This window comes from Salinibacterium amurskyense, assembly GCF_002797685.1.
Taxonomy (GTDB): Bacteria; Actinomycetota; Actinomycetes; order Actinomycetales; family Microbacteriaceae; genus Rhodoglobus; species Rhodoglobus amurskyensis.
In genome coordinates, this window is the sequence record NZ_PGFH01000002.1 from 26,113 (window position 1) to 51,876 (window position 25,764).

Annotated in this window: 31 protein-coding genes and 1 riboswitch; of the genes, 14 read left to right on the forward strand and 17 right to left on the reverse strand. The window is 62.7% G+C overall.

From position 1 onward, the window contains the following. Positions 1 to 146: 146 nt before the first annotated feature. From CLV85_RS09215 to CLV85_RS09235, 5 genes are all read right to left on the reverse strand, one after another. On the reverse strand, positions 147 to 1,616 hold the full coding sequence (locus CLV85_RS09215; protein WP_100389351.1) for a cryptochrome/photolyase family protein: 1,470 nt from the start codon (positions 1,614 to 1,616) through the stop codon (positions 147 to 149). Positions 1,617 to 1,646: 30 nt separating this feature from the next. Continuing rightward, the gene (locus CLV85_RS09220) at positions 1,647 to 2,102 is read right to left on the reverse strand and encodes a MepB family protein (RefSeq protein WP_100389862.1); all 456 of its coding nucleotides are present in this window, start codon (positions 2,100 to 2,102) and stop codon (positions 1,647 to 1,649) included. Between the two features lie 363 nt (positions 2,103 to 2,465). Then, positions 2,466 to 3,305: a hypothetical protein gene (locus CLV85_RS09225; protein ID WP_121626137.1), complete on the reverse strand. Its 840-nt coding sequence runs from the start codon at positions 3,303 to 3,305 to the stop codon at positions 2,466 to 2,468. 163 nt (positions 3,306 to 3,468) lie between these two features. Further along, on the reverse strand, positions 3,469 to 3,792 hold the full coding sequence (locus CLV85_RS09230; RefSeq protein WP_100389353.1) for a DMT family transporter: 324 nt from the start codon (positions 3,790 to 3,792) through the stop codon (positions 3,469 to 3,471). Between the two features lie 9 nt (positions 3,793 to 3,801). Next, positions 3,802 to 3,866: riboswitch (guanidine-III (ykkC-III) riboswitch) on the reverse strand. A gap of 80 nt (positions 3,867 to 3,946) precedes the next feature. Next, on the reverse strand, positions 3,947 to 5,977 hold the full coding sequence (locus CLV85_RS09235) for a transketolase family protein (RefSeq protein WP_100389354.1): 2,031 nt from the start codon (positions 5,975 to 5,977) through the stop codon (positions 3,947 to 3,949). 109 nt (positions 5,978 to 6,086) lie between these two features. On the opposite strand from CLV85_RS09235, the gene CLV85_RS09240 reads away from it, so the two are divergent. The 5 genes from CLV85_RS09240 to CLV85_RS09260 all read left to right on the forward strand — a co-directional run bounded on the left by CLV85_RS09240 (position 6,087) and on the right by CLV85_RS09260 (position 10,528). After that, positions 6,087 to 7,283 (forward strand): ROK family protein, encoded by a 1,197-nt coding sequence (locus CLV85_RS09240; RefSeq protein WP_100389355.1) that lies wholly within the window; start codon positions 6,087 to 6,089, stop codon positions 7,281 to 7,283. Positions 7,284 to 7,394: 111 nt separating this feature from the next. Next, entirely contained in the window at positions 7,395 to 7,847 is a 453-nt protein-coding gene (locus tag CLV85_RS09245) for a PTS sugar transporter subunit IIA (protein ID WP_100389356.1), read from the forward strand. 28 nt (positions 7,848 to 7,875) lie between these two features. Further along, positions 7,876 to 8,151 carry a PTS sugar transporter subunit IIB gene (locus CLV85_RS09250; protein WP_100389357.1) on the forward strand — a complete coding sequence of 92 codons (276 nt, stop codon included), beginning with the start codon at positions 7,876 to 7,878 and terminating at the stop codon, positions 8,149 to 8,151. Between the two features lie 44 nt (positions 8,152 to 8,195). Continuing rightward, complete coding sequence (locus CLV85_RS09255; RefSeq protein ID WP_100389358.1) at positions 8,196 to 9,686, forward strand: PTS ascorbate transporter subunit IIC; 1,491 nt, start codon at positions 8,196 to 8,198, stop codon at positions 9,684 to 9,686. Positions 9,687 to 9,835: 149 nt separating this feature from the next. Then, the gene (locus tag CLV85_RS09260) at positions 9,836 to 10,528 is read left to right on the forward strand and encodes a hypothetical protein (RefSeq protein WP_100389359.1); all 693 of its coding nucleotides are present in this window, start codon (positions 9,836 to 9,838) and stop codon (positions 10,526 to 10,528) included. Between the two features lie 77 nt (positions 10,529 to 10,605). Here the strand turns inward: CLV85_RS09260 and CLV85_RS09265 are convergent, their stop codons facing one another. After that, positions 10,606 to 11,232 (reverse strand): pyridoxamine 5'-phosphate oxidase family protein, encoded by a 627-nt coding sequence (locus tag CLV85_RS09265; RefSeq protein ID WP_229820573.1) that lies wholly within the window; start codon positions 11,230 to 11,232, stop codon positions 10,606 to 10,608. A 97-nt stretch (positions 11,233 to 11,329) separates the two neighbouring features. Between CLV85_RS09265 and CLV85_RS09270 the strand changes: the two genes are divergently transcribed. Further along, positions 11,330 to 11,530 carry a helix-turn-helix transcriptional regulator gene (locus CLV85_RS09270; protein ID WP_100389361.1) on the forward strand — a complete coding sequence of 67 codons (201 nt, stop codon included), beginning with the start codon at positions 11,330 to 11,332 and terminating at the stop codon, positions 11,528 to 11,530. Then, a complete protein-coding gene (locus tag CLV85_RS09275; RefSeq protein WP_100389362.1) occupies positions 11,514 to 11,912 on the forward strand; it encodes a hypothetical protein in 399 nt (132 codons plus the stop codon). Before CLV85_RS09270 ends, CLV85_RS09275 begins: the two co-directional genes overlap by 17 nt. A 61-nt stretch (positions 11,913 to 11,973) precedes the next feature. Here CLV85_RS09275 and CLV85_RS09280 read toward each other — a convergent pair whose 3' ends face one another. Together CLV85_RS09280 and upp are read right to left on the reverse strand one after the other, a co-directional pair. After that, the gene (locus CLV85_RS09280) at positions 11,974 to 12,768 is read right to left on the reverse strand and encodes a winged helix-turn-helix domain-containing protein (RefSeq protein ID WP_100389363.1); all 795 of its coding nucleotides are present in this window, start codon (positions 12,766 to 12,768) and stop codon (positions 11,974 to 11,976) included. A gap of 333 nt (positions 12,769 to 13,101) precedes the next feature. After that, positions 13,102 to 13,734, reverse strand: coding sequence for a uracil phosphoribosyltransferase (gene upp / locus CLV85_RS09285; protein ID WP_100389364.1), 633 nt, complete (start codon positions 13,732 to 13,734; stop codon positions 13,102 to 13,104). Positions 13,735 to 13,777: 43 nt separating this feature from the next. Here upp and CLV85_RS09290 point away from each other — a divergent pair, with 43 nt between their 5' ends. Beyond that, the gene (locus CLV85_RS09290) at positions 13,778 to 14,230 is read left to right on the forward strand and encodes a nucleoside deaminase (RefSeq protein WP_373296762.1); all 453 of its coding nucleotides are present in this window, start codon (positions 13,778 to 13,780) and stop codon (positions 14,228 to 14,230) included. 36 nt (positions 14,231 to 14,266) lie between these two features. On the opposite strand, the gene CLV85_RS09295 is transcribed toward CLV85_RS09290, so the two are convergent. Both CLV85_RS09295 and CLV85_RS09300 read right to left on the reverse strand, forming a co-directional pair. Then, entirely contained in the window at positions 14,267 to 14,650 is a 384-nt protein-coding gene (locus CLV85_RS09295; protein ID WP_100389366.1) for a hypothetical protein, read from the reverse strand. Positions 14,651 to 14,665: 15 nt separating this feature from the next. After that, positions 14,666 to 15,628: a cation diffusion facilitator family transporter gene (locus CLV85_RS09300; protein ID WP_100389367.1), complete on the reverse strand. Its 963-nt coding sequence runs from the start codon at positions 15,626 to 15,628 to the stop codon at positions 14,666 to 14,668. 23 nt (positions 15,629 to 15,651) lie between these two features. On the opposite strand from CLV85_RS09300, the gene proC reads away from it, so the two are divergent. After that, positions 15,652 to 16,479 carry a pyrroline-5-carboxylate reductase gene (proC, locus tag CLV85_RS09305; RefSeq protein ID WP_100389368.1) on the forward strand — a complete coding sequence of 276 codons (828 nt, stop codon included), beginning with the start codon at positions 15,652 to 15,654 and terminating at the stop codon, positions 16,477 to 16,479. A gap of 43 nt (positions 16,480 to 16,522) precedes the next feature. Here proC and CLV85_RS09310 read toward each other — a convergent pair whose 3' ends face one another. The 6 genes from CLV85_RS09310 to CLV85_RS09335 all read right to left on the reverse strand — a co-directional run bounded on the left by CLV85_RS09310 (position 16,523) and on the right by CLV85_RS09335 (position 23,118). Then, entirely contained in the window at positions 16,523 to 17,770 is a 1,248-nt protein-coding gene (locus CLV85_RS09310) for a sugar ABC transporter permease (RefSeq protein ID WP_100389369.1), read from the reverse strand. Next, a complete protein-coding gene (locus CLV85_RS09315; protein ID WP_100389370.1) occupies positions 17,767 to 18,591 on the reverse strand; it encodes an ATP-binding cassette domain-containing protein in 825 nt (274 codons plus the stop codon). The genes CLV85_RS09310 and CLV85_RS09315 overlap by 4 nt, the downstream gene beginning before the upstream one ends. A 91-nt stretch (positions 18,592 to 18,682) precedes the next feature. Continuing rightward, positions 18,683 to 19,759, reverse strand: a complete 1,077-nt coding sequence (locus CLV85_RS09320; RefSeq protein ID WP_100389371.1) for an ABC transporter substrate-binding protein — start codon at positions 19,757 to 19,759, stop codon at positions 18,683 to 18,685. Then, complete coding sequence (locus CLV85_RS09325) at positions 19,756 to 20,964, reverse strand: ROK family transcriptional regulator (RefSeq protein ID WP_100389372.1); 1,209 nt, start codon at positions 20,962 to 20,964, stop codon at positions 19,756 to 19,758. The genes CLV85_RS09320 and CLV85_RS09325 overlap by 4 nt, the downstream gene beginning before the upstream one ends. A 50-nt stretch (positions 20,965 to 21,014) precedes the next feature. Next, a complete protein-coding gene (locus CLV85_RS09330) occupies positions 21,015 to 21,686 on the reverse strand; it encodes a potassium channel family protein (RefSeq protein ID WP_100389373.1) in 672 nt (223 codons plus the stop codon). Further along, positions 21,679 to 23,118 (reverse strand): TrkH family potassium uptake protein, encoded by a 1,440-nt coding sequence (locus tag CLV85_RS09335; protein ID WP_100389374.1) that lies wholly within the window; start codon positions 23,116 to 23,118, stop codon positions 21,679 to 21,681. Before CLV85_RS09335 ends, CLV85_RS09330 begins: the two co-directional genes overlap by 8 nt. Before the next feature lie 65 nt (positions 23,119 to 23,183). Between CLV85_RS09335 and CLV85_RS09340 the strand changes: the two genes are divergently transcribed. From CLV85_RS09340 to CLV85_RS09350, 3 genes are all read left to right on the forward strand, one after another. Next, positions 23,184 to 23,666, forward strand: a complete 483-nt coding sequence (locus tag CLV85_RS09340) for an ArsR/SmtB family transcription factor (protein WP_100389375.1) — start codon at positions 23,184 to 23,186, stop codon at positions 23,664 to 23,666. A gap of 168 nt (positions 23,667 to 23,834) precedes the next feature. Then, on the forward strand, positions 23,835 to 24,029 hold the full coding sequence (locus tag CLV85_RS09345) for a helix-turn-helix domain-containing protein (RefSeq protein ID WP_100389376.1): 195 nt from the start codon (positions 23,835 to 23,837) through the stop codon (positions 24,027 to 24,029). 138 nt (positions 24,030 to 24,167) lie between these two features. After that, positions 24,168 to 24,266 carry a 30S ribosomal protein bS22 gene (locus CLV85_RS09350; protein ID WP_003792170.1) on the forward strand — a complete coding sequence of 33 codons (99 nt, stop codon included), beginning with the start codon at positions 24,168 to 24,170 and terminating at the stop codon, positions 24,264 to 24,266. 86 nt (positions 24,267 to 24,352) lie between these two features. On the opposite strand, the gene CLV85_RS09355 is transcribed toward CLV85_RS09350, so the two are convergent. Beyond that, the gene (locus CLV85_RS09355) at positions 24,353 to 25,117 is read right to left on the reverse strand and encodes an HAD family hydrolase (RefSeq protein WP_100389377.1); all 765 of its coding nucleotides are present in this window, start codon (positions 25,115 to 25,117) and stop codon (positions 24,353 to 24,355) included. Between the two features lie 18 nt (positions 25,118 to 25,135). Here CLV85_RS09355 and CLV85_RS09360 point away from each other — a divergent pair, with 18 nt between their 5' ends. Both CLV85_RS09360 and CLV85_RS09365 read left to right on the forward strand, forming a co-directional pair. Then, the gene (locus tag CLV85_RS09360; RefSeq protein ID WP_229820571.1) at positions 25,136 to 25,399 is read left to right on the forward strand and encodes a glutaredoxin family protein; all 264 of its coding nucleotides are present in this window, start codon (positions 25,136 to 25,138) and stop codon (positions 25,397 to 25,399) included. Next, complete coding sequence (locus tag CLV85_RS09365; protein WP_100389379.1) at positions 25,396 to 25,695, forward strand: Dabb family protein; 300 nt, start codon at positions 25,396 to 25,398, stop codon at positions 25,693 to 25,695. The genes CLV85_RS09360 and CLV85_RS09365 overlap by 4 nt, the downstream gene beginning before the upstream one ends. Positions 25,696 to 25,764: the final 69 nt, after the last annotated feature.

The window sequence follows — 25,764 nt, forward strand, 5'->3', positions numbered from 1 at the left end:
CAGAAGTCAGAAGCTGGCAGTCAACTGAGTGGAGTCTGGCGAACTGCCCAGTGCTGCATCCAGCGGGCTATTCGGGTTCGCCGGGCGCGCCAAGGACGGCCGCCGTGTGGCTGCGGTGAGCCTGCCACGCCGACCGCGGGGAGTCCTTATTCGGCCGCTGCAGCTTTCACTGCCGTGTACGCCTCGAGGGCTTCGCGGCGGGTTTCGGCGAGATCCACGATGGGCTCGGGATACGCGTCGGTACCGAGTTCGGGAATCCAATACGAGACGTAGTCGCCCGTGGGGTCGAACTTTTTCTGCTGCAAGACCGGGTTGAACACCCGGAAGTACGGGGCGGCATCCGCACCGGATCCGGCAACCCACTGCCAGTTGGCGGGGTTGCTGGCCTCGTCGGCGTCAACGAGGGTGTCCCAGAACCACTGTTCGCCGGCTCGCCAGTCGATGAGTAGGTTCTTGATGAGGAAGCTCGCGACGACCATGCGCACGCGGTTGTGCATCGTGCCGGTGTGCCAGAGCTCACGCATCCCAGCATCGACGAGGGGGATGCCGGTGCGGCCGCGGCGCCACGCGTCGACTTCGCTGACTCCCGCGGGTTCGTCCACGGCACCGAGTTGGTCGACGGTGTAGCCCCAGGGGAACGCGTTGTAGGCGGGGCGGTAGCTGTCGGTCGCGAGGCGCGGGTTGTCGAAAAGCAGGGCGGTGGAGAATTCGCGCCAACCGATTTCGCTGAGGAACTTGGCGACGTTCTTGCGGGCGGCGGCGGGCACGTCGGCGGAGCCGTTGCCGCTGCCGGAGTCGCTGTCGTTGCCAGCTCCGCTACCGTTGCCGCGCAGCCGGTTCCAGATCTGGGTGGGGCTGATCTCGCCGAACCGCAGGTGCGGGCTGAGCCCACTCGTGGCGTCCACGGCAGGTTCGTCGCGGCGGTGATAGTCGGCGAGGCGTTCGGCGACGAAACTCTCAAGGCGAGCGTGGGCGCCGTCTTCGCCGGGAGTCCAGGTCTCGCGCAGTCCTTCGGCCCAGTCGGGGCGGGTGGGCAGCAGATCCCAGTCGGCGAGGTCGTCGCTCGCAGGGGAGTCGGCGGGCCAGCTCAGCTCACCCTCGGTCGGCGCCGGCAGTGCATCCCGCACCGGACGATCTTGTGCCGCACGCCAATACGGAGTGAAAACCTTGTACGGCTCGCCCTGCCCATTGCGGATGTGCCACGGCTCGTTCAGCAGATTGCCCTGATGACTTTCGACCGTGAGCCCCTGCTCGCGCAGGCTCGTTTTGAGGCCCGCGTCGATATCGCGGGCGGCCGTGTAGCGACGGTTCCAGTGCACCGAGGCGGCGCCGAGCTCGTCCACGAGCGCCGGCAGCACCTGCGCGGCCGGGCCGTGACGCAGAGTCAGTTGGCCGCCTAGATTCTGTAGGGCGGCATCCAGAGCAGTGAGGCTGTGATGCAGCCACCACTTGCTTGCTGCACCAAGCGGGCGGATGCCGTCGCCGGTTTCATCATGAATGTAGACGACAACAAGCGGTCGGCCTTCGCTCGCGGCCGCCGTTAGCGCAGGGTTGTCGGCTAGTCGCAGGTCGTTGCGCAGCCACACGATGGAGGGCTGATTCTGGTTTCCGCTCACGGCTCAACTCTACGATTGGAGGCTGACTATTTAGCTGAACGGGTGAAAATGCTCACACTGCCAGCGCTGGGTGTTCTGGGCTTGACGATTGCGGGTATCAGCCCAGGGTGGGTACACGCGAAATCCGCGCTTGCCGCCGCGGCCGCCATCCGAAACGATGCCGCGGACGATCAGGACGCTGAGCGGAAAGATGAAGGCGCCGAAGCCGTTGCTGTCGCGGGTGACGACAACGAGGTGCTGGGTGCCATCGTCGCTGGGGAATGGTTGCGTGGTGCCGTCAGTGTCTCGCCGCCAAACGGTGACGAAAAAACCCGGCTTAGTGGGGGTGAGTTTTGCGACCCGAAACCGGGTTGCAGCAGGAAGCGTGGTGACGGCCCCGTACTCGGCGTTGTCGGGCTCGGCCACGAGCTGATCGTGCTCGGGCAGTACGTCACCGAGAGCATGGATGGCGCGGGCTACATCCGGATGCAGCGGGGCGATGGTCACGGTCGTCCGTTCGATTCGGTGGTCGTGCCAGCCTAGGCCGTGCTTTCCCAAGAAGTTGCGCACCGGTTAAATAGTTCGAGGGCCGGTTTCAGAGGCATGAAACCGACCCTCTCCCTTTGCACCAAGAGTGTCCTGCAATCACATTCCGCAGTAGCTGCCACAGCAAACAACTTCTGCTCTATGAATGTATAACGGAAAGATAACGCTGTCTAGTTACCGTTCCGTTATTTTTGGGAAATTTCCAGAAAAGTCTGTCTACCCCCTGCGTTTCTGGGCAAAACAGGCCGAAATCGCATGCGTTCCGCGCAGATGAGCAGCGACATTCGGCTGCCGCTCGATGTGCCGCTCGCCCCGGCAGGAAAGCTAGTTCAGTGCCACGATCTGGCCGACCGCGGTGTCGAGCTGCACCATGCTGCCAAAGGTTGCACCCTTAAGCGTCATGACGTAATTGGAGCCATCTGCCGAGAGGGCATAGTTGACCACGGTGCCTTCGGGCAAGATCGTGAGCGCGTGGCCGTCCGGTGTCGAGAGGGTGCCGCCGGGGGTGGCAAGGCTGAGGCTGGCGGGCTTGCTCTGCGGCGCGATCTGCTTCAGCACGAACTGCACGGTGCCAAGATGTTGAATGAGCGCCATCCGCTCTTCGTCGGCGGATGCGAAGGACGCAGGCGCGGCGACCGGCGCTGGCGTGATGATCTCGGTGGTCTGGCCAGTCCTGCCCGTAGCCGCGCTTTCGGCGGGCGTCGACAGGGCTAAGCCTTCCGAATCAAACGTGAATTCTGTCTGCGCGACCTGAAATGTCAGGGGAGAGTTGAGGGCCGACCCGTTGAGATAGAAGTTGGCGACAAGTGCGGTCATGAGAAGCGTTCCGAAAGCTCCCAGAAGGATGCCAATGATCGGACTTAGCCGGGCGGTGGCCTCCCGGTAGTGGCGAAGTCTGAGGGCGTAGAAGCCGTAGGCGATCGCGGTGATTCCCACCGTGGACGCAATGTATCCGTTCCCTGCTCCCGCCGAAGCGATGGGGAACAGGGCAAGCCCGGCAGCGACGATGCCGAAGACCAGTGAGAGTCGTCCAGGCCCATTGCGCACCAACTTCCGCGGGGCGAAAGTGGTCGTCGATCGATTCGACGAGTAACGGTAGCTATCTGCCGGACGATAGGTGTTGTTTTCGGGCGGCGACCAATCCCGTGGTCCAGCTTGCTTCATCGATTCCCCTCGACTCGCACCCCCGCGCGAGCATCACTCAATTCTTGCAGCCGGAGGCACCCCGGCGGCTACCCCAGAAGGGGTGGATGGCACATCCGGTTCCGATGCTCACCATCGTTTCGGCGCTATGAGCGCGGCAGGGAGTTCGCGCCGCTCGCAGCCCCTAGTGCGCCGAGTCGACGAGCTTGAGCCCGACGATGCAGCCGACGAGGCCCATGAGCAGCAGAATCTTGACCCACGAGACGGGTTCGCCGCCGAAGATCATGGCGTAGGCCACGGTCAGTGCGGCGCCGATTCCTACCCAGATGGCGTAGGCGGTGCCGATGGGAATCTCGCGCATCGCGTAGCCGAGGCCACCCATACTCGCGAGAATCGCGACGCCGAAGACGACGGTCGGCCAGAGCTTCGTGAAGCCCTCCGACTTGCCGAGGGCGGTAGCCCACACGGCTTCGAGCACGCCAGAAAGAATCAGAATAAGCCAGTACACAACAGTCTCCTTGGCCAGTCTTGTCGCATACCCGGTACTGATCCGTCGTCGGGAGCCGTCGATTGCGGCTACTCGTTCAGCGTAGCAAAGTGGGCGCGGCTTGGCAGGGCTGTGGGCGGTTGCTCAGCTGCGTAATTCGTCCGCGCCTAGCCCTCTAGCGCCCGAGCGTGCGCCGCGCAGCGTCGAGCACGGCCTCGAGCGTGATGCCGCGGCGAGCCATGACCTCGGCGCCCGATCCGGATTCGCCGAACTCTTCCACGCTCACCACTTCGCCGTTGAGGCCGACCCAGCGGTACCAGCCATCTCCGCGTCCTGCCTCGACGGCAACACGGGCGGTGATCGCCGCCGGCAGCACCGACTCGCGATAGGCAGCAGCGCTCGCCGCAAACCATTCCACGCTCGGCATCGAAATCACGCGGGCAGCAACGCCATCCGCGGCGAGTGCTTCCGCTGCCTCAACGGCAAGAGCAACCTCGCTGCCGGTGGCGATGAGTGCGAGATCGAGGCCCTCGCCGCTCTGCCACGCAACATAACCGCCGTGGGCGACTTTGGCATCCAAGTCATCGCGGGCGGCAAGAACGGGAACGTCCTGGCGTGAAAACACGAGAGCCGTGGGGCCTGCGGGCTGCGCGATCAGGCGTTTCCATACCGAAACCACTTCAGCGGCATCCGCGGGGCGCACCACATCTAGCCCGGGCAGGGTGCGCAGCGACGCAACTTGCTCAACCGGTTGATGCGTTGGCCCATCCTCGCCGACAGCAACGCTGTCGTGCGTGAAGACATAGATCACCGGCAATTGCATCAGGGCAGCGAGGCGGATGCTCGGTCGCATGTAATCGCTGAACACAAGGTAGGTCGACGCAAACGGTCGCCATGGCCCTTGAATCGCGACGCCGTTGAGTATCGCCGCCATGGCGTGCTCACGAATCCCAAAGCGGATGAATTCGCCGCCGGGGTTACTCGCGGTCACGGCGGAGCCGGGCACCTCCACCCCGGTCGACCCTGCGAGGTCGGCTGATCCACCCCAGAGGGAGGAGACGTTCTGCAGGGCTTTGATGGCGACGCTGTTGAGCTTGCGAGTGGCAGACGGGGTCCCGACGGCGGGAACCTCAATGCCGTTCAGCGCGCTGAGGGCTGCGGCGGCATCCGGATTGCGGAAGGCGTGCCAGGCGCTCGCCGCGTCGGGGTGTGCTGCCTTCCAGCACGCGACGGAACCGTTCCACTCTTCTTCGAGGGCCTGGCCTCGGGCGAGAGCGCCGCGGCTGAAGCCGAGGGCGTCATCGGTGACGAGGTCGTTGAGCGGAGCATCCGCAGCGAAACCAAGTGACGTCTTGATGGCGGCAACTTCGTCGTCGCCAAAGCCTCCGGAGTGGGCGGCGGGCTTTCCCGAGAAAGCGGCCGAGGGGGCGCCGATCACGCTGCGCACGGCCACGAACGTGGGGCGGCCATCGCGAGACTGCGCCTCAGTGAGCACCGCTTCGATCTGGTCGAGGTTGCTCGCGTCGTTGATCTCGAGAACTCGCCAGCCGTAGGCGGCGTAGCGAGCGCGAACGTCTTCGCTGAAGGCCGCCTCGCCGGTGGAGTCAATGGTGACGTTGTTGTCGTCCCAGATCACGACAAGGTTGTCGAGGCCGAGGGTGCCCGCCAAGCTTGAGGCTTCACCGCTCACGCCCTCTTGCATGCAGCCGTCACCCGCAATGGCCCAGATCGTGGGGTTGAGAATTTCGCTATCGGGGGCGAAAAGTGCGCGCTCGCGGCGGGCGGCCAGCGCCATGCCCACGGCCGAGGCGACTCCTTGCCCGAGCGGGCCGGTGCTCATTTCAACGCCGGGGGTGTGCCCGAGCTCCGGATGCCCGGGGGTGCGGCTATCGAGGGTGCGGCTCTTGGCCAACTCGTCGAGCTCAAGCCCGTAGCCCGTCAGGAATAACTGCACGTAGAGCAGCAGGCTCGCGTGGCCGGCGGAAAGCACGAGGCGGTCACGGCCCAGCCAGTCAGGGTTGCCGGGGTTGTGGCGCAGAATCCGCTGGTAGAGCACGTGGGCGAGGGGTGCCAGTGCCATGGCGGTTCCGCCGTGGCCGTGCCCCTTCGCCTGCACGACGTGGGCGGGAATGGCGATCGCGGCGCGCAGCGAATCCGCTTCGGCGGGAGTGACGTTACCTGAGAAAGGGAGGCCGGTATCTGACATACCTGACACTTTGGTCTACTTGTGTACTAAAGTCAATGCGAGCGGAAAGATCCGCTCAGTCACGAAGTAGACTTCCTTGAAGGCTGGTCACAATGCGGAGGACAAAGCTATGGCGCACGTGATCTCCACCGGTTCCGGCGTCGTGCTCGACCTCATCCGTTCGGGTCAGGCCACAACGCGCACCGATCTCATCTCCCAGCTCGGCTGGTCGCGCATCACTCTCGCTCGTCGCCTCGACGAGCTGCTGAACGCCGCGATTATCGTCAGCGCCGGCCAATCCGATTCGCGTGGTGGGCGCCCGCCCGAAGAGTTCGTCGTCAACAAAGACGCTGGCCTGCTGCTCGCGATGGATATCGGCGGCTCGCACTCTCGGCTCGCCATCACCGACCTTGTTTCCACGATCCTGCTCGAAGACGAAGCAGACATCGGGCTCGGTCACGGCCCCAACGACATCTTTGACTGGAGCTGCCAGGTCTTCGACCACATGCTCGCTCAGCTCGGCAAGTCTCGCGCCGACGTGCGCGGAATCGGCGTCGGCGTTCCCGGCCCGGTTGACTCGGCCAGTGGCCGCATCGCCTCGCCGCAGATCAATGCCCAGTGGGCGGATGTCGTGGTCAAGGACTACTTCCCCGACGATTACCGTGCGGTCTTCGCCGTCGATCGCGACGTCAACATTCTCGCGGTGGGCGAGCATCGCTTGGGCTGGCCGGAATACGACGACGCCATCGTTCTGAAGGTGGGAATGGGCATCGGTTGTGGTCTCGTGCTCAATGGTCGGGTCTATCACGGCGGTCGTGGTGGGGCCGGCGATCTGGCCCACTCGCCCTCCGGCGGCGACGATGAGTGTCTGTGTGGTCGCGTTGGCTGTCTCGATACGGTGGCCAGCGGTCGGGCGATCGCGCGCGAATTGTTGGTGAGTGGCGCTGCTGTGCGCACGAGTGCCGACATCGTGGCGCTCAGCAACTCTGGGCATGAGGGTGTCGCAGCCCTATTGAAGGCAGCGGGGGAGCACATCGCGGATTCACTCGTCGACCCCGTGGCGCTCTTGAATCCTTCCGCCGTCGTGGTCGGCGGCAATATCGCGCACGCGGGCGACGTCTTTCTTGAGCCCATCCGGGAGCGATTGCTGCAGAACGCAACGGCGTTCTCGCGGCGCGACCTGGTGGTGATTCCGGCCAAGCTGGGTCATCAGGCTGGCGTGATTGGGGCATCCCTCATCGTGCAAGATGCGCTGTTCGAGGCGGATCGCATCAGTCGCCTCACCCGTGAGAATGGCGCTTCTCTCGCCCACTATGGCGAGAAGTAGCCACTTAGGGTTACTCGTAGACATAAGTCCCTCTTTGGCGCTAGGCTCGCAATCGCCCAGAGCATTCACTCACGGTGAAAGCTCAACGGACGAGCGAGAGAGCAGGATGCAGTGAGCGCGACCTTGGCAGACGAACTCAGCGATGACGCGATTGTCCTCGGTGCTGAGGCGAGCGACTGGCGTGGTGCCGTGCGGCTCGCGGGCGCTGCTCTCACCGCCACTGGCTCGACGACTGACGAGTACACCGCCGAAATGATTCGCGCGGTGGAGGACCTTGGCCCCTACATCGTGATCGCGCCGGGAATCGCTCTCGCGCACTCGCGGCCATCACCCGCTGTGGTGAAGACGGGGATCAGCTGGGTAAGCCTGACAGAGCCGATCGAATTCGGCCACGCCGCAAACGATCCCGTTCGACTGGTTGTGGGCTTAGCGGCCACCGACCACGATTCCCACCTCGCCACCATGTCGAATCTCGCTGGCGTTCTCAGCGGCGATCTCGACCGCCTCCTTGAGGCGACCGATCCAGAACAACTCCGGGCAATCATCCGAGAGAACACGCAGTAAATCACTCTCGAAATCGAAAGGCACACTCATGAAGATCGTTGCGGTTTGTGGAATGGGAATCGGCACCTCGGTTCTCCTCAAAATGAACGCGGAAAAGGTGCTTCGCACGCTCGGGGTCGACGCCGAGGTGGAGGCAGCTGACATCGGAGTCGCGCGCGGAATGTCGCGAGACGCCCAGATCGTGCTGACCTCTGAAGAACTCGCTCCGGAAATCGGAGATGTCAGCGCCGAAGTCATCATCATCGACAACTTCTTTGATCTCGAAGAGATCACCACCAAGCTCAAGGCCGCGCTACCCGAATAGTGCACCGCCTTCTCGACTAACTAACCAATACAAGGGAGAACACAATGGAGTGGCTTGTTGTAGTCCTGAATTTCATCGGACAACAGATCCTCAATGTGCCGGCATATCTCGTCGGCATCATCACCGCGGTCGGGCTCATCGCCCTCAAGCGGCCAGCCGGAGCCGTTATCGGTGGCGGTCTTAAGGCGGCACTCGGCTTCCTGATCCTGGGCGCCGGTGCCGGAGTCGTCGTCGGTTCGCTAACTCCGCTCGGCAACCTCATCCTTCTGGTCACGGGCGCGCAGGGCGTTATCCCGACCAACGAGGTCATCACGGCTCTTGCCTCGGTGGAGTACGGCGCCACCAGCGCCTACGTGCTCACCCTCGGTTTCATCGTGATGCTCGCGCTTGCTCGGTTCACACCGCTCAAGTACGTGTTCCTCACGGGTCACCACATGGTGTTCATGGCGCTGCTTCTCAGCGTGGTGCTCTCTGTTGGTTTCGGCCCCGACCTCAACTGGCTCGTCGTTCTCATCGGAGCGCTGCTGCTCGGTGTGATCATGGTCGTGATGCCGGCGTTCGCTCACCCGTGGACAAAGAAGATCACCGGTGACGACACGATCGCTATCGGACACTTCGGAACCCTCGGCTACATCGCCGCAGGTGCCGCTGGTCAGGCAACGGGTCAAAAGAGCCACTCCACGGAGAAGATCAACTTCCCGCAGGGCCTCAAGTTCTTGCGCGACTCCATGGTTGCTACCGCCATCTCGATGGTTCTCATCTACCTGGTCTTCGCCGTGTGGGGCCTCATCGCCCTGCCGCAGCAGGAAGCGCTCGACGTCTTCGGTGCTGCTGACAACGGCGCGTACATCATGGCTGCGTTCGCTCAGGCTCTGCAGTTCGGTGTCGGTGTCGCGATCATCCTCTACGGTGTGCGCACCATCCTCGGTGAACTCGTTCCCGCCTTCCAGGGCATCGCCGAAAAGGTAGTTCCCGGAGCCAAGCCGGCGCTCGACATCCCGCTGGTCTTCCCCTTCGCAGCTAACGCTGTACTCATCGGATTCCTCGCATCGTTCCTCGGCGGACTCATCTCGCTCGCGCTGCTGGCAACATGGCTCGGACCGGTCTTCGGCCTCGCGCTCATCCTCCCCGGCATGGTTCCCCACTTCTTCACGGGTGGTGGCGCCGGTGTCTACGGCAACGCAACCGGTGGTCGCATGGGTGCCGTCGTCGGTGGCTTCGTCAACGGTGTTCTCATCACGATCCTTCCCGCCATCCTGCTCCTCGTTCTCGGTGAGCTCGGCTTCGCGAACAGCACGTTTGGCGATGCAGACTTCGGTTGGTTCGGAACCCTGATCGGTGTCAGCCTGCTCAGTGGAGTGCCGGCAGTGGGAGTCGTGCTCACGATTCTTATTGCCGTCGTACTCGTGGTGGCGGCATCCATTTTCCAGATTCGTGTCGTCAACAAGGGCTGGCTGCCTGGCGCTAAGAGGGACGCATGGCTCGCCAGCGAGACTGAAAAGGCTGACGCTGAGAAGGCAGCAGCAAAGGTCTAACTCACAGAACCAGGCATCGGGTGCCTTGGTCGGGCGTCATCCCACGGGGGATGGCGCCCTTTCTGTTTCGCGCTGGCAGAACGCCGCCTGCACGCTCAACACCCATTAGAGGGCTAGCGCTCGCTCAATTAGTCAGCAATGCTCAGTTGGTGAGAATTAATTCGTTCGTCGATGCGAGGCCAGTCCAGATTGGCTACGTCGTCGGTGCGGGGCTCTTCGCCGCTGTCGCTGTCTATTTTCCGGATGATTTCCGCGTCACTCTCTGGATGCTGGGAGCTCTGCTTCTTCTTTTTCTTGGGCCCTTGGCGCTCGCGATAGTGCTCACGCTCGGCGTCGCACTTTACGCGGCCGCTCTTTTTCTCGGGGATGCTGGACCACTCCTGGTAGTCGTCATCGCGGTCGCGCTGGCGGTCGTTAACGTGCTGATCGTGCGACGCTGGCGAAGAAGGGCGGCGATTGACGTGGCCGGCCTCGACCACCTCACGCCTCAACAGATGCGGCAGCAAGTGCTGGGTTTCATCGTGTTCGCGTACGCGGGCTGTGCCTTCATCGTTCTCTGCTACGTTGCTGGGTTCGCCGCGATAGACGGTCTTTCGTCTGGCTCCCACAGCTGGTGGATTGCTGAAATCAGCCAGCACACCCTGAGTTCGGACTTTCTTGCTTTCTCCACAATCGTGATCTGGCTGAACGCGCTCGGGGTCGCCCTTGTCGGCCTCACGGCGTGGGCGTGGTGCGGATGGAAGCGCACACCGCTCCTGCGGTGGGCGATCGTCGATTTCGCTGTCATGCTCGCGTCTATTGCGAGCATCTCTTTGGCTCGCGCGCTGTGGAGCGTCAACTAGTCCGGCAGTTCGACGATTCCGCGGCGACCTGGCTCGCGCGCTTGAGATGGCGCCCTTCGACGAGCCCGCGAAACGGCTTACTCGAATGCCCGCACAGAATCAGGCACGCGGATGCCGGAGCGCAGGTCAGGCGTGGCAACAATCTCAACGGCTCGAGCTCCGAACCGCACTTGCCCGCCCCACGCCTCGCCCGCGATATCGGCGTCGGTGTCATCGGGCCAGCCGTCGGAGGTGCGCAACGACCATTCCGCGATCGGCAGCGCCAGCACGAGCGTCGCTGCGAGTTCTTTCTTGCTGTTCGGGCGCACCTCGGCCAGGCGGCCGGGGATCAGCTTCTCGGTGATGGCATTGACGGCGGCGGACTTTTCCTCGCCCTCGAGCACCCGAAATGATCCAAACAGTACGGCGCTGCTGTAAACCAACGACGACTCGAAGGCGGAGCGGGCGACCACGATGCCACCGACGGCAGTGACCGAGATCGCGACTGGCGCACCAGAAACGAGCCGCATCCAGCGTGAGCCACTGGAGCCGTGCACGATCAGCTCATCCCCGAGGCGTGCAACTGCGGTCGGCAGAACTCCGGGGGTGCCGTCGTCATGAACGTAGGCGACGTTCCCGACGATCTCCGAGTCGAGAAGTGCGTCGAGGGCGGCGCGATCGCGCGACATCTTCTCGGGCATCCGGGTGGCATCAGTCCTTGTCATCCCGCCAGTGTGGCATGCGGGATCGCGGTCTGCGGGCCGAACGACGATATGACAAGCGCACTTGACACATCACAGATATGTAAAGCATGCTTGTCACATGGAATCTGAAGTAAGAGACAGACGTCAGGCCGCAGGGCTTTCCCAAGCGGCCTTGGGCGCAGCGCTAGGCGTTTCTCGCCAGACCATTAATGCAATCGAGACGGGGCGTTACGACCCATCCCTGATTCTCGCGGTGCGGCTTGCCCGGTTCTTTGGGTCGACGATTGAGGAAGTGTTTCACATTGAAGACAACGACTAGTTTCAAAGTTTCGACGATCAACGTGGTGCTGTTGGGCCTTCTGCTCGCCGGCGCGGTTGTCACGGGGCTCTTCGCCAACTGGTTCGAGATGGCGCTGTTGCTCGCCGCGGCCGTGTTCATCTTCGTCAGTGCCGTGTATGCGCGGGGTCAGAAAGCGAGCGACGTCACTCGGCTCAACGCCATCGAATACCGTGACGAACGCGACCGCCTTCTCGCAAAGAGCGGTTTCGCCGTTGTGGGAGTCGTCGCGCTCGTTCTTGCCATCGTAGAGTTCGTGCTCGCGGCGGTGTTCCAACACCTGGTGTTGCTCGCTTCGGCCCAAGTGCTCGTGCTCTGCGCCGTGTGGGGTATCGCTAACTCGGTCGCGGCAAAGCGCGGCTAACCTGCCGCAGGGCTCGCCGCATCCAGACTCTTGAAGCGCCTCCAGCGGGGTGCGCGCGCTCCTAGATGAAGTCCGGGCTGGGCGTCGAGGCGAAGCGTACCGAGACATCCGGATGACGGTCGTAGCGGTAGCCAATGCCACGAACAGTACGAACAACATCTTCGTACGCTCCGAGCTTGGAACGCAGGCGACGGATGTGAACGTCGATGGTGCGCTCGTTGGGAGCCTCGTCATCTTCGGCCGACCAGAGCGTCGCGATGAGCTGGGCGCGGTCGATGGTCTGCGATTCGCGCAAGATAAGGAACTGCAGCAACTCGAACTCTTTGTAGGTGAGGGCTGCGGGGGAGTCATCGATGAGCACGCGCTTGCGGGAGAGGTCAACGACTACGCCGCTCGCGGGCTTCTCCTCGGGCTCTTCAACTTGGCGGTGCTTGGCAAGAGCAGAAGGATCCTGCAGGGCGAGGCGCACGACGTCAACATCGCGTCCACCAGCGCCGACGGGGGCGAGCGCCACGGCGGCGTGAGTTTCGGAGTTCGGCACGAGCTGCTGCGTGAGCTGCTTGAGCTGCTCCACAATAGCGCTCAGGTCGGTGCCAGCAGCGGCGGCCTTCAGCTCGTCGATGCCGACGTAAAGCACAAAGCCGCGGGCTTCAGTTCCCTGAGGAACAGCGCGCAGGTGCGGCGCTTCGGTCGGTGCGGCCGGAGCCGGTGCTGCGGCTGGGCGGGTGTCCCGCGCAGGCTGCACAGCGAGCGACAGTTCGCGCGTGGTGCGCGGTGCTGCGTGCGGTGCGCTGTGAGCGGGAGCCGCGGGAGCGAAAGAGGTGCGAGGGGTACGTTCGATTGTTGCAATTGACATGGGTCCAGAAATCCTTGGATAAGGGTGAAGGGCCTCTGATGATGAGGGTGTGATCCTTCGAAATAAAACAGGTGTGTCAAGTCAGAAAGTCGCCGTTATGAGGACGAAGATCTGGGGGCGTTCATTCTGGTGAGAACGCCCGGCTCAAGGTTGGCCTACTAGGCACACATTCGACAACACAGCATCGCGCTTGCCGGCACGGTGCTCGAAAGCAGTGCGCCAGCGGTCCTGGAAGCCACGGGGGCGGTCAGGTCGCGAGTGTGTACGGTCATGACTGCAACTATGTTTCATGCAGCGCGCGTCTGTCAAGTTACGCGCGCGAAAAATGTGCGGCTAGACGAGGCCGTACAGGCGGTCGCCGGCGTCGCCGAGACCGGGAACGATGTAGCCGTTCTCGTTGAGGCGCTCATCGAGTGCTCCGAGCACGATCGTGACATCTTGGTCGCCCATGGCCTTCTCGAGCGCAGCAAGGCCTTCGGGGGCGCCGAGGATGCAGACAGCCGTGACGTCGGTAGCACCGCGGTCAAGCAGGTACTGAATAGCCGCGATGAGCGAGCCACCGGTAGCGAGCATGGGGTCGAGTACGAAGCACTGGCGGTTCGAGAGGTCGTCGGGCAGACGCTCGGCGTAGGTGTCGGGCTGCAGAGTTTCTTCGTTGCGCACCATGCCCAAGAATCCAACTTCGGCAGTGGGAACGAGCTTGACCATTCCTTCGAGCATTCCGAGACCGGCACGAAGAATCGGCACGACGAGCGGCTTGGGCGAGCTGATGGCCACACCCTTCGTCGCGGTGACGGGGGTCTCGATGTCGACCTCTTCAACGCGCACTGAACGGGTGGCTTCGTACGCCAAAAGCGTGACGAGCTCTTCCGTTAGCGCCCGGAAAGTGGGGGCGGCGGTGTTCTTGTCGCGCAGCACGGTGAGCTTGTGCGTGATGAGCGGGTGGTCGGCAACGTGAACTCGCATAGGCTAAATCTACTTGAGGTACGGACCACTTGGAGAACCGATCGTGACAAAGTTCGATCAATGGATGACACGGGCCATCGCTGAGGCCATGCTCACGGCCGATTCTGCCGACGTTCCGGTCGCTGCTCTGGTCTTCGATCAGAACGACAATCTCGTCTCCATCGGGCGCAATGAGCGGGAGCTCACGGGCGACCCCACGGCGCACGCCGAGGTAGTGGCAATCCGAGCAGCTGCCGCGGCCACCGGTTCGTGGCGGCTCGACTCCATGACTCTCGTGGTCACACTGGAGCCGTGCACGATGTGTGCTGGCGCGATTCTGCAGGCGCGCATCCCGCGCGTGGTGTTTGGGGCGTGGGACGAAAAAGCCGGCGCATCAGGCAGCGTTAACGATTTGCTGCGTGACCGCCGGCTTCCGCACAAGGTCGAGGTTGTGGCGGGCATCCAAGAGGCTGAATGTGCTGCGCTGCTGACGGACTTTTTCGAAGCCCGACGCTAGCGCCCGCTCGCTCGCGAGGCGCTTGTTGCTAGTTACCTAGTGCCAGAGCACCGCAACGAATACGTTGATGAGCGCGCCCATGCCCGCAAGATGCAGGAACGGTAGCGCCGCCTTCTCGTTGCCGCCATTCGCCAGAGCCTTGGCCTGGCGCGCTCGAGCAACCAACACGGCGACGAGTACAACAACGGCAAAGGCCGTCTTCACTGCAATCTTCGCGTTGTTCACGTCGGCGTCGCTGGCCTGCAGAACGCCGACAAGGGCGAGACCCGTGACGAGCTGAGTAATTGCACCGATCAGCATGGTGCCGAACTCGAAGCTCTTCTTGCGACGCATCTGCAAGAAGAACGATCCCAGAATCAGCGCGAGTCCGAGGATGTGAGTAATGAGCAGCAGGGACCGAACGAGGTCAAGGGTTTCCATGAAAAGCGATCTTTCTTAGTCGTTGCCCACGATGACGATGGTGTCCGTGGGCGGAGCGGCTTCGGGTGGGCGGCGGTAGACGTCGGGTTCGATGTAAATAACGCGGGCCATGGGCTCGGCCTCGCGGATCTCTTTCTCCACGCTATCGATGCTGGCAGCAACATCCACCAGTCGGGTCTGAGCGCCGAAGTCGACCTTGGCGGCGACCATGAGCTCTTCGGGGCCGAGGTAGAGCGTCTTCATGTGGATGAGCGAGCGAACGTCGGGGTGCGCGTTGATGGCGTCGCGGATGGTGTTGCGCTGCTTCACCGTCGCGCCTTCGCCCACGAGCAAACTCTTGGTCTCGATACCGAGGATGATCGCGACGATGATCAGCAGAATACCGATGGCGATCGTGCCGATGGCATCCCAGGTTGAGTCGCCCGTAATGACCGTGAGACCGACGCCGAAGAGGGCGAGCACGAGACCGATTTCAGCGGCAACGTCTTCGAGCAGCACTACGGGAAGCTCGGGAGCTTTCGCGTGACGGACAAACGAAATCCAGCTCTGCTTACCGCGCACGAGGTTCGACTCTTTCACGGCGGTGCGCAGCGAGAAACCTTCGAGCACAATCGCGATGAGCAGCACCGTGATGGGCAGCCAGGCTTGCTCAAGCGGGTGGGGATCTTGCAGCTTGTGAATGCCCTCGTAGAGCGAGAACACGCCACCGACGGAGAACAGGATGATCGAAACGACGAAGGCGTAGACGTAGCGCTCGCGGCCGTAACCGAACGGATGCTCGGCATCCGCATGCTTCTTCGCTTGCTTGCCACCGAGCAGCAGGAGGGCCTGATTGCTGGTGTCTGCAACGGAGTGCACGCTCTCCGCGAGCATCGAACTGGACCCCGAAATCAAGAAGGCAATGAATTTGGTCACGGCAATTCCGCCGTTCGCCGCCATCGCCGCGAGGATTGCTTTGGTTCCGCCTGACGCGCTCATGCGATCAATCCTAGGATGTTCACGTGACTACTTCCCTTCCTAGCATTGCAATTGTCGGCGCCGGATCAATGGGAGGTGCCATCCTGTCGGGTTTACTTGACCCTTCAGTGACCGTCAGTGGGGGCATCCGCGTCACGAACCGCACGGAAGCGAAGGCTGCCGCGGTGCGCTCGGACGGTGTCGAATCGTTTGCCTTGGAGAATACTCCGGATGGCAATGCTCGCGCCGTGAAGGGCGCCAAGGTCGTCATGTTGGGCGTGAAGCCCGCGATGATCCCCGACACTCTCGCCGAGCTCAAGCCTTTCTTGGAACCCGATGCGATCGTCATCAGCGTTGCCGCTGGTGTCACGACGGCGCGGATGGAAGCCATCGTCGACAACGTCGTGTTGCGGGCCATGCCCAACACTCCCGCCATCGTCGGTAAGGCCGTGACGGGGGTGAGTGCTGGGTCGCGCGCCACCGAAGATGACCTCGCGATTGGTCGCGCCGTGTTCGAGACAGTCGGCACTGTCATTGAAACTCCCGAATCTCAGATTGATGCGCTCAGCACCATCTCGGGATCCGGCCCCGCCTACGTGTTCTTGATTCTCGAAGAGTTCGCTCGCACCGCCGAAGACATGGGGTTCACGCCCGAGCAGGCACTGACGTTGGTGGCGGGAACGTTCGAGGGTTCTCTTGCTCTGCTGGCGTCATCCGACAGCTCTCCGGCGCAACTGCGTAAGCAGGTTACGAGCCCCAAGGGAACGACCGAGCGCGCTGTGGAGCAACTGCAGGCCGCCGACCTCAAGGCGATCTTCGACCGCGCTACCGCTGCGGCTCTGGCTCGCGCCAAGGAGCTCGCTGCGGGCTAGCGCAGCTACTTCCACAAGCGACCGCGAGCGGGCACGGGTGCGTTTAGAAGCGGCCGTGCAGCGCGCGCGAGCGTCGTGACATCGAATCGATGATCACGGCGAGCAGCAGCACTGCGCCCGTGACCATGTAGCGCACCGAGGAGTCGAGGCTGAGTAGCGTGAGGCCACTTGAGATCGATTGAATGACGACGATTCCCAGCAGGGCCGACCACGCACTTCCGCGACCGCCGAAGAGGCTGGCACCGCCGATGACGGCTGCCGCGATGGCGGTGAGGTTCGTGTCTCCGCCACCACTGCTCTGGTTGGCGGCGGCCAGGCGTGATGCCGCCAAGATGCCACCGAGTGCGGCGAGCGTCGCGCTGACCATGAAGACAGAAATGTAGACCCGATCAACGCGGATGCCGGCACGCCGGGCTGCTTCGACGTTGCCGCCGACCGCATAGATGGAGCGCCCCCAGCGCGTGCGCTTGAGCGCGAAGTCCATCGCGATCACGAGCACGATGAAGAGCAGGAACATGAGCCCGATGCCGCGATCGGTATTGAGGTACCACGCACCGAAGAGTAGGGCGACGATCATCAGGGCGCCGCGGAGCAGGATCGCGGTTCGTGACTCGGGCAACAGCCCCGCGCGGCTGCGACGATTCGCGAGCGAGAGATGGGCGCCCACGTAGGCGAGCGTCGCGACTCCGGCGAGCACGTACGAGAGCCACGCGGGCAAGAACATGAGCTGGGCGAATTGCACGATCCACGAATCGAAGGGGATGTTGATCGAGCCGAGCTTGCCCAGTACCCAGAGCTGCAGGCCGAGAACACCGAGAAGGCCGGCGAGAGTGATGACGAAACTCGGAACGCCGAAGCGCGTCAGTAAGAAGCCATAAAACCATCCGAAGATCGCGCCAGCGGCGAGCGCCGCAGCGATGGCAGCGATGAGCGGCCAGCCCAGTTGGGTGAAGGTGACAGCGAGAATCGCGGCGGCGAGGCCGGAGAGCGAGCCAACCGAGAGGTCGATCTGGGCGAGCAACAGAACGAGCACGACACCGAGGGCAATCGTGCCCAAGGCGGCTGACTGCATGGCGAGGTTCACGAGGTTGGCGCTCGACAAAAAGGTTGGGTTCAGAATCTGGAAGATCGTCCAGATGAGCGCAAGGCCGACCACGACGGGAATAGCTCCGAGGTCGCCACCGCGCACCCGCGAGCGGAACGCCGCCCAGGACTCGGCGATTCCCGTAGCGGGCGGAAGGTCAACGGCAGGCGTGTTGTTCGTTGGCGGGCGGTTCTCAGAAGTGCTCATGAGCTGAGTCCCTCCTTCACGCGAGTAAACGTCGCCCCGGTCATCCCGGCCCGCCGGCTCACAGCATTATCGGTGGCGCCGGTGATCGCCGCGATGATGTCTTCGTAAGTCACGTCGGCGACGGCGAAGTCGCCATTGTTGCGACCGAGTCGCAGCACGACCACGCGGTCGGCGACAGCCTGCACGTCCGCCATGTTGTGGCTCACGAGCACAATGCCGTGACCGCGCTCGCGGAGGTGCTCAATAAGGTTCAGCACCTCAGCAGTCTGCGCAACGCCGAGGGCGGCGGTGGGCTCATCCAACACCACAATCGACGGGTTACCGATGAGCGAGCGCGCAATGGCAACGGTCTGCCGCTGCCCGCCCGAGAGACCCGCGACCGGAGTGCGCACCGACGGAATCTTGGCGGACAACTGACGGAGCAGCGCCCACGTCTGCTGTTCCATCTCAACTTCATCGAGAGCACTGCGGCCCAACTCGCGCCCCAAGAACAGGTTGGAGACAACGTCGAGGTTGTCGCAGAGGGCTAAGTCTTGAAACACCGTGGCGATACCGAGGTCGCGGGCGTCGGTGGGGTTCGCCAGCGACACTTCGTCACCGCGGTACGTAATAGTGCCCGAGCTGGCCGGATGCACGCCCGCCAGTACCTTCACGAGCGTCGACTTTCCCGCACCGTTGTCGCCCACGATCGCAACAACCTCGCCGGGGTAGATGTCGAGCGACACGTCGTTTAGGGCGTTGATGGCGCCAAACTGCTTGCTGATTCCGCGCAGCGACAGGATCGGTTCATCGTCTGAACTGGCCGGGGTGACCTCGGTCATAAGATGCTCTCTTCCTTGAGTTCATGCGTGGGTGTGGGTGTGGGTGTGGGGGTGCGTGTGGGCGAGTGTTCACTGGCGCTGCCGTGGATCATCATTGAATCCCCGCCGCCGCACACGCAGCCGCATACTCCGCCGTGCAAATTTGCTCGACCGTGTAAAAACCGTCGGCCACTACGGTCTCCATGATGTTGTCGATTGTCACGATCACGGGCGTCAGCAACGTGGTCGGGATGCCGTTGGTCTCGGGGCTCTGACCGATCAACTGTTCGCCGTTGAGGAGAGCAACCGCGTGGGTGGCCGCAATCTCGGCCTCACGCTTGAGGTCCTTGTAGATGGTCATGTACTGGTCGCCGCTCACGATGCGCTGAATCGCGGTGAGTTCGGCATCCTGGCCCGTGACGGGAGGCAGCGGGGTCACTCCGCCCGCTTTGAGCGCTGCGATCGCTCCGCCGGCCGTGGCGTCGTTGGCGGCGTAGACCCCCACCAGGCTGTCGCCGTACTGCGTGACTTGGCTCGCCATCCACTCTTGGGCTTTGTCGGGACTCCAGTCGGGGGTGTCGAACTCGGCGACGACGGTGAAGGCGCTGCCGTCGATCACGTTGTGGGCGCCGCGCTTGAAGAGTCGTGAGTTGTTGTCGGTGGGGGAACCGTTGATCATCACGATGTTGCCAGACGACAGGCCCTGGTCGGCGAGGCGTTCGACGAGGGCCTTGCCCTGCAGTGCGCCGACTTTCTCGTTGTCGAAGGACACCCAAAAGGCTAGCTCGGGGCTGCCGATCAGGCGGTCGTATGAGATCACGGGCACCTTGTACGACTGAGCAGTGGCCACGATTGTCACTGCTGCCGAGGAGTCGACGGGGTCGAGCACGAGCACGCTAATGCCTTGAGCAAAAGCCGATTCTGCCTGCTGCTGTTGCTTGGCCGGGTCTTGGTCGGCGTTGGCATAAATCACGTCGCACTCGGGGCACAGTTCGGCCACCTTCGCCTCAAAGAACGGGCGATCGTACGCCTCGTAGCGCGCCGTCTTCGATTCGGGCAGCAGCAGGGCAATCGTGCGCGACCCATCTGAGCCAGTGTTCGGCATCACGAGCCCGCAGCCGCTCAGGGCGAGCATCACGAGCACGGCGGAGGCGATCACGCGCAGCAGGCGCGAGCGGGTGCGGATCATGAGTCGTCCGAGTCCGAGGTGTCTGCCGAGAGAGTGGTTCCGGATCCGATGGAGAGTTGGTCAATTGCGAACGCAATTGAGCCCAGCAGTTCGCTGCGCGGCCCGAGTTGGCTCTGTACGAGGTCGGCGGCCTGCCCCGAACCCACGATCACCGAGCGTTCCATCGCGTGGCGCATGGGGCCGAGTAGGAGCTCGCCCGCCTGCGAGAGTTCGCCGCCGACCGCGATGCGTTCGGGGTCGAAGACATTGCTGAGGTTGCCCGCGGCGATGCCGAGGTGGCGTCCCGCGTCGGCGATGGCCCGGATGCACGCGCTATCCCCGGCGATTGCCCGCACCACAACATCGTGCAGCTTGAGACCGCGACGGCCCGTGCGCACCGACTCGACGATGGCTTGACCGCCGGCGAGAGTTTCGAGGCATCCGCGATTGCCACACCGGCACAGGGCACCGTCTTCATCGAGCACCATATGCCCAAATTCGCCGGCTGCGCCGTGATGGCCACGGAATACTGCACCGTTGAGGATGAGGCCGGCACCGATACCGTCGTCGATGCTCACATAGAGCGAGTTGGGCTTGCCGCGCAGGGCACCCGAGCGGAACTCGGCCAGCGCCCCCAGATTGGCGTTGTTGTCAACGTACACCGGGCTGTTCAGGCGGATGCCGAGTGATTCCGCGACCGGAACACCGTCCCAGCCGCGCATGATCCCGGTGCGCGAGATGATGCCCGTCGCGGCATCCATCGGAGCGGGCATCGCGAGTCCCACCGCCAGAATCTCGTCATGGGTGGCATCGACAGACTCGAGCATGTCGGTGATGAGCTGGGCAGCACGGTTGAGTTCGTTGTCGGCGCGATGGTCTTTCGCGAGCGGCATGTGATGTTCGGCGACAACCGTGTGGGCGACGTCCGAAAGCGCTACTCGCATGTGGCGCTCGGAGAAATGCACGCCAACCACCAGACCGAGTGCGCGAGCAAGAGTGACTTGATGGGCGCGTCGACCGCTGCGCGTGCTCATTGTTGTGGCGAGCACGCCAGCAGTGACGAGCTCTTTCACAATGTTGGAGACGGTGGCGGGGGAGAGCCCGGTGACACCGGCCAGTTCGATCTGCGTGAGGCCACCATGGTGCTTCACCGCGTCGATGATGCGAGCGCGGTTAGCTTCGCGGAGCGAAGTCTGCGACCCCGGGGTCGCCCGTTTTTTGCTCACGGAATCAAGATACAGGTAGCGGGCGGCCGCAGATCAGTCCACGAACGGGGCTAGGTTGCGAGAGTCGCAAACTTTTCGATGTCTTCGGAATTGCCGCTGACGATCACGAGGTCGTGGTTGGAGATCACGGTCTCGGGCGTTGCGTAGGTGAATTCCTTGCCCGGAGACTTCACACCGACCACGGTGATGCCGTACTTGCGGCGCACTTGCGACTCGCTCAACGGCAGGCCGCGGATGGGCTTCGGGGGATACATCTTCACGATGGCGAAGTCATCATCGAACTCGATGAAGTCGATCATCCGGCCCGATACCAAGTGAGCTACGCGCTCGCCGGCTTCGGCTTCGGGGTAGATCACGTGGTTGGCGCCGATGCGGTTCAAGATCTTGCCGTGCGATCGGCTGATGGCCTTGGCCCAAATCTGGGGAATCTTGAGGTCAACGAGGTTGGCGGTGATGAGCACGCTTGCTTCGATCGAGGAACCGACGGCGACCACCGCGATGGAGAAGTCCTGCGCGCCGATCTGCTGAAGAGCATCCAGGCTGCGGGCGTCGGTCTGCACGGCGTGAGTGACGCGCTCCGACCACTTCTGCACGAGGCTGAGGTCGGCATCGACGGCGAGAACTTCGCGGTCGAGGCGCTGCAGCTGACCGGCGGTTGCCGCTCCGAAGCGGCCGAGTCCGATCACTAGGACCGGCGCATTGTGCGGAATCTTGTCAACCAACGATGGGCCTCTCTTCTGCTCTCGTGAACAATTGACGGCGCTGACTGGCCGCAAGGGCTGCCGCCAGAGTAACTGTTCCCACTCGTCCGGCCCACATTGTGGCGGCAAGGATGTACTTGCCGCTATCGGGCAGCGACTCGGTAAGGCCGGTAGAGAGCCCACAGGTGGCAAAGGCTGAAATGACGTCAAAGAGCACCCTGTCGAGCGGCTCTTTCGTGATTTGCAGAATCGCGATCGTCGACACCGCGACAATCGTTGCTCCCCACAGCGTCACGCTGACGGCCAAGCGAAGCACGTCGGTCGGGATGCGGCGCTCGAAGGCGTGCATGTCGTTGTCACCGCGCGCTTCTGCCAGCGCGGCCAAGAACAGCACGGCCAGGGTCGTGACTTTGATCCCGCCGGCGGTCGAGGCAGAACCGCCACCGACGAACATCAGCATGTCGAAAACGAGCAGAGTCGACCCGTTGAGCTCATCGATGTCGATCGTGGAGAATCCACCCGAGCGCGTCATGGTCGACAAGAAAGTGGATGTCAGGGGCCGAGAAATCAGACTCTGCCCACCGATGGTGTTGGTGTTGTTCCACTCGAGCACCAGCACGGCCAGTGCCCCGATAAAGATCAATAACACCGTGGTGAAGAGGGTGAGGCGAGCGTGAACCGAGAGACGCGCGCCGTCCTTGAGGTTACGAACTACCGCGAAGATCACCGGAAAGCCGAGGCTGCCGAGGAACACGCCAGTTCCGATCGCGCCGAGCATCCACGGGTCTTGCGCGAATGCTTCCATGCCGCTTGCCGCAGGAACGAAGCCGGTGTTGGTGAAGGCGGATGCTGCGAAGTAGAAGCCCTGCCAGATGGCGGGCCACACGTCGAACCCTTCGACCAGCAAGCGGGGGATGATCACGAGGGCGAGAACGAACTCGATCGCGAGAGCGCTGATGGCGACGGTAGCCAGCAGTCCGCCGATTTCACCGAGGCGGATGGCTTGAGACTCGGAGACGGGGCCGACGTGGATGCGCGAGGGGTTGGTGTCGCTCGCGGCGATGAGGCGCTGGCGCAAGCCGAGCCGGCGTGAGACCACAAGGCCCAGCATGCTCGCGAGGGTGAGGACGCCGATACCGCCCACCTGCAGGCCGATCAGGATCGCCGTATTTCCGAAGGCGGACCAGTGCGTTGCCATGTCGACGGTCGTGAGCCCGGTGACACAAATGGCAGAGACAGCGGTAAATAGGGCGTCAACGAGGGGAGTGGCTTGACCGTCGCGAGCCGAGATGGGCAGTACGAGCAGCGTGGTCAGAACGACAACGAGTGCGGAGAAGATGGCGATCGCGAAACGCGCGGGAGTGGCAGCGGCGAAACGATCGATCACATCGCGAATGCGAGCAAGGAGGCTGCGTTCACGAGGGTGTGCACGCATGGGTGCCCAAGAACTCATCTAATTATCTCCCCACGCACAGGAGGCAATGGTACTCCTCAGCAAGCCCCGGTACCCTGTCTCTCATGGCCGACATCTTTGACGTAGTAGCCGATTCAACCCGGCGTAGCCTTTTGACGGTACTGCTTGAGCAGTACATCGCCTCGGAATCTCCGAGTGGCGAGCTCAGCGTAAGTGAGATTGTCGAGAAGCTCGATTTGAGCCAACCGACCGTATCCAAGCATCTGAAGGTGCTGCGCGACCACGGGTTGGTGTCGGTGCGTGAAGACGGCCAGCACCGCTATTACCGCCTCGACTCGTCTCCTCTCGAAGAGGTCGAAGACTGGTTGATCCCGTTCTTGAGCGCGGACTTCCACGACGACTTCGACGACGAGCTTCGCGAATCGACCGGCGCGTTCGCTGCCTGGTCGGGGGCGGATGTCGGAGACAACTTCGGTCGCCGTGTCGCCGAGCGCACGCACCAGGCTCGCTCCGCGCTGCACGATGTCACGGAGGCCGCTAAGCACCTCCCGGGCACCGTGCGCTCTCGCATCTTCGGCAAGGATTAGCCCTCAGGCGCGCCGCGTAGGCGTTATTAGGGGTGGACAGCGAGTCACACCAGCCTCTATTCTTACCGATTAGCACTCCAGTCACATGCTGGGTGCGTCGTTTAGTTATTGAGGGCGCTGCGCAGTTGGTGAAAATCGCGCGGTAGCCAAACCAAAGGGGCTGGTCCGATGTCGCGGGATCTTTCTGAGATGCGCTTTCTCACCGTCGCTGAGGTGGCGGACATGATGCGTGTTTCGAACATGACCGTGTATCGACTCGTTCACTCTGGTGAACTGCCTGCCGTTCGCTTCGGTCGCTCGTTCCGCATCCCGGAATCGGCTGTAGCAACTGCTGTTGCACCCCCAATTTCTGAGGTCGGTTAGCGGCAAACGTTCGCTCTGGGTTGGTTCCCAGTTCACCGAGACTTTAAAACCCGCCCGGTGCGGTAAACTCTTCCGGTATGTCTTTCCGCGGTTCTGAATCGGACCGGGTCGGTTCGTTCAGAAATCAGTGAGGTTCCTATGGGTTCAGTCATCAAAAAGCGTCGCAAGCGTATGGCAAAGAAGAAGCACCGCAAGCTGCTTCGTAAGACTCGCCACCAGCGTCGCAACAAGAAGTAACTAGTCCCAATGACTAGGTGACCGTCTTTCTAGACGGTCACAGCTCAAACACCCGAGCGTTCATCTGAACGATCGGGTGTTTGAGGTTAACGGGAGCTTTTTCGAACGCTCTTGGCTTGCCGCTTCACGCGTTTGCGCGCCTCTTTGAGGCCGGCGCGGTTGAGGGGCATGATTTGCCACCCCATTGTTTGTGCATGGTGGGTGAGCTTGACATCCGCATTCACGGCAACACGATTGCCGACGGCGCTCAGCAGCGGGATGTCGTTGCTGGAGTCTGAATATGCCCAGCACTCTGCCAGGTCGGCTCCCACGCGCTCAGCGAGCTCTGTGGCAACAGTGGCTTTTTCGGGGCCGTGAAGCACGTGGCCCTCGAGTTCGCCCGTGAGAAGGCCGTCTTCGGCGCGCACGCGCGTGCCCAGCGCTCCGGTGAGGCCCAGGCGCTCGGCAATTACTTGCGCCACAAACTGAGGCGTTGCGGTGATGAGCCACACTTCGTGGCCTTTCGCGAGGTGCTCCTTAGCGAGGTCGACGGTCTCGGGCCACAGGTTCGGCAGAATGTCGCGTTCGTAGATTGTCTCGGCAAGCTCAATGAGCGTCTGCATCGAGTGGCCGCCCACAATCTCGAGAGCGCGCTCGCGGGCGTTCATCATGTGCTTGTGGTTTTCACCGACCGCTACGAAACGAAACTGGTGCCAGGCGAAGCGCGCAATGTCTCGCCAGCCCACGATTCCTCGTCGCCACGCTTCCTTGCTGAGGTAGTAAGCACTCGCGCCGCGCATCAGCGTGTTGTCCACGTCGAAGAAAGCCACAACCGCGTTATGGCTCGATGGGGGCGCCGTTACCTCGTGCATTCGCATTATTCTAAGACCGTGCCCACGAAACGTCTCACATTAATTGGAAAACCGGGTTGTCATCTCTGCGATGACGCCCGCGAAACGATTAATGCTGTCATCGCGGAACTGCCCGCAGAGTGCTCGGTCGAGCTCATTGAGCAGTCGATTCTGGATGACGAAGCGCTTCACGCCCAGTATTGGGATGAGATTCCCGTGGTGCTCATCAACGACCGCGTACACACCATTTGGCGTGTCGAACCGCAGCGCTTGAGCGCCGCACTACTGGAGGAAACCGAATGATCCGTCACGTTGTTATGTGGAAGCTCATCGCTGAAGATCCCGAAGGACAGAAGGCTGCTGTGGATGCCATGGCCGCCGCCCTTGAGCCCCTAGCCGGTCAGATCGAGGGTCTCGAAAGCCTGATCGTGCGCCACGATGCGGGCAGCGTTGAGAAGAACTGGGACGTCGTGCTCATCTCTGAGCACACATCGCCCGAGGCGCTCGTTGCGTACGGAACACACCCGCTGCACGACGGTCCAGCGGCGATCGTGGGAGCACACACTCGCGACCGCGTCTGCGTCGACTTCGAATTCTAGAAATTCGACCCCACTAGGCTGTGGGGCACTGGCCGCGCTGTGGTGCGGTGCCGAAACGAGGATCGAAAG

What these genes read in the sequence shown, in the direction of transcription:
- CLV85_RS09250 (WP_100389357.1), top strand. Translation starts at nt 7,876, where the DNA reads ATGAAGATCGTTGCGGTTTGTGGAATGGGAATCGGCACCTCGGTTCTC.
- CLV85_RS09225 (WP_121626137.1), bottom strand. Translation starts at nt 3,305, where the DNA reads ATGAAGCAAGCTGGACCACGGGATTGGTCGCCGCCCGAAAACAACACC.
- CLV85_RS09355 (WP_100389377.1), bottom strand. Translation starts at nt 25,117, where the DNA reads ATGCACGAGGTAACGGCGCCCCCATCGAGCCATAACGCGGTTGTGGCT.
- CLV85_RS09280 (WP_100389363.1), bottom strand. Translation starts at nt 12,768, where the DNA reads ATGTCAATTGCAACAATCGAACGTACCCCTCGCACCTCTTTCGCTCCC.
- CLV85_RS09340 (WP_100389375.1), top strand. Translation starts at nt 23,184, where the DNA reads ATGGCCGACATCTTTGACGTAGTAGCCGATTCAACCCGGCGTAGCCTT.
- CLV85_RS09255 (WP_100389358.1), top strand. Translation starts at nt 8,196, where the DNA reads ATGGAGTGGCTTGTTGTAGTCCTGAATTTCATCGGACAACAGATCCTC.
- CLV85_RS09240 (WP_100389355.1), top strand. Translation starts at nt 6,087, where the DNA reads ATGGCGCACGTGATCTCCACCGGTTCCGGCGTCGTGCTCGACCTCATC.
- CLV85_RS09300 (WP_100389367.1), bottom strand. Translation starts at nt 15,628, where the DNA reads ATGAGCGCGTCAGGCGGAACCAAAGCAATCCTCGCGGCGATGGCGGCG.
- upp (WP_100389364.1), bottom strand. Translation starts at nt 13,734, where the DNA reads ATGCGAGTTCACGTTGCCGACCACCCGCTCATCACGCACAAGCTCACC.
- CLV85_RS09265 (WP_229820573.1), bottom strand. Translation starts at nt 11,232, where the DNA reads ATGACAAGGACTGATGCCACCCGGATGCCCGAGAAGATGTCGCGCGAT.
- CLV85_RS09270 (WP_100389361.1), top strand. Translation starts at nt 11,330, where the DNA reads ATGGAATCTGAAGTAAGAGACAGACGTCAGGCCGCAGGGCTTTCCCAA.
- CLV85_RS09320 (WP_100389371.1), bottom strand. Translation starts at nt 19,759, where the DNA reads ATGATCCGCACCCGCTCGCGCCTGCTGCGCGTGATCGCCTCCGCCGTG.
- CLV85_RS09235 (WP_100389354.1), bottom strand. Translation starts at nt 5,977, where the DNA reads ATGTCAGATACCGGCCTCCCTTTCTCAGGTAACGTCACTCCCGCCGAA.
- CLV85_RS09365 (WP_100389379.1), top strand. Translation starts at nt 25,396, where the DNA reads ATGATCCGTCACGTTGTTATGTGGAAGCTCATCGCTGAAGATCCCGAA.
- CLV85_RS09295 (WP_100389366.1), bottom strand. Translation starts at nt 14,650, where the DNA reads ATGGAAACCCTTGACCTCGTTCGGTCCCTGCTGCTCATTACTCACATC.
- CLV85_RS09335 (WP_100389374.1), bottom strand. Translation starts at nt 23,118, where the DNA reads ATGAGTTCTTGGGCACCCATGCGTGCACACCCTCGTGAACGCAGCCTC.
- CLV85_RS09310 (WP_100389369.1), bottom strand. Translation starts at nt 17,770, where the DNA reads ATGAGCACTTCTGAGAACCGCCCGCCAACGAACAACACGCCTGCCGTT.
- CLV85_RS09345 (WP_100389376.1), top strand. Translation starts at nt 23,835, where the DNA reads ATGTCGCGGGATCTTTCTGAGATGCGCTTTCTCACCGTCGCTGAGGTG.
- CLV85_RS09350 (WP_003792170.1), top strand. Translation starts at nt 24,168, where the DNA reads ATGGGTTCAGTCATCAAAAAGCGTCGCAAGCGTATGGCAAAGAAGAAG.
- CLV85_RS09315 (WP_100389370.1), bottom strand. Translation starts at nt 18,591, where the DNA reads ATGACCGAGGTCACCCCGGCCAGTTCAGACGATGAACCGATCCTGTCG.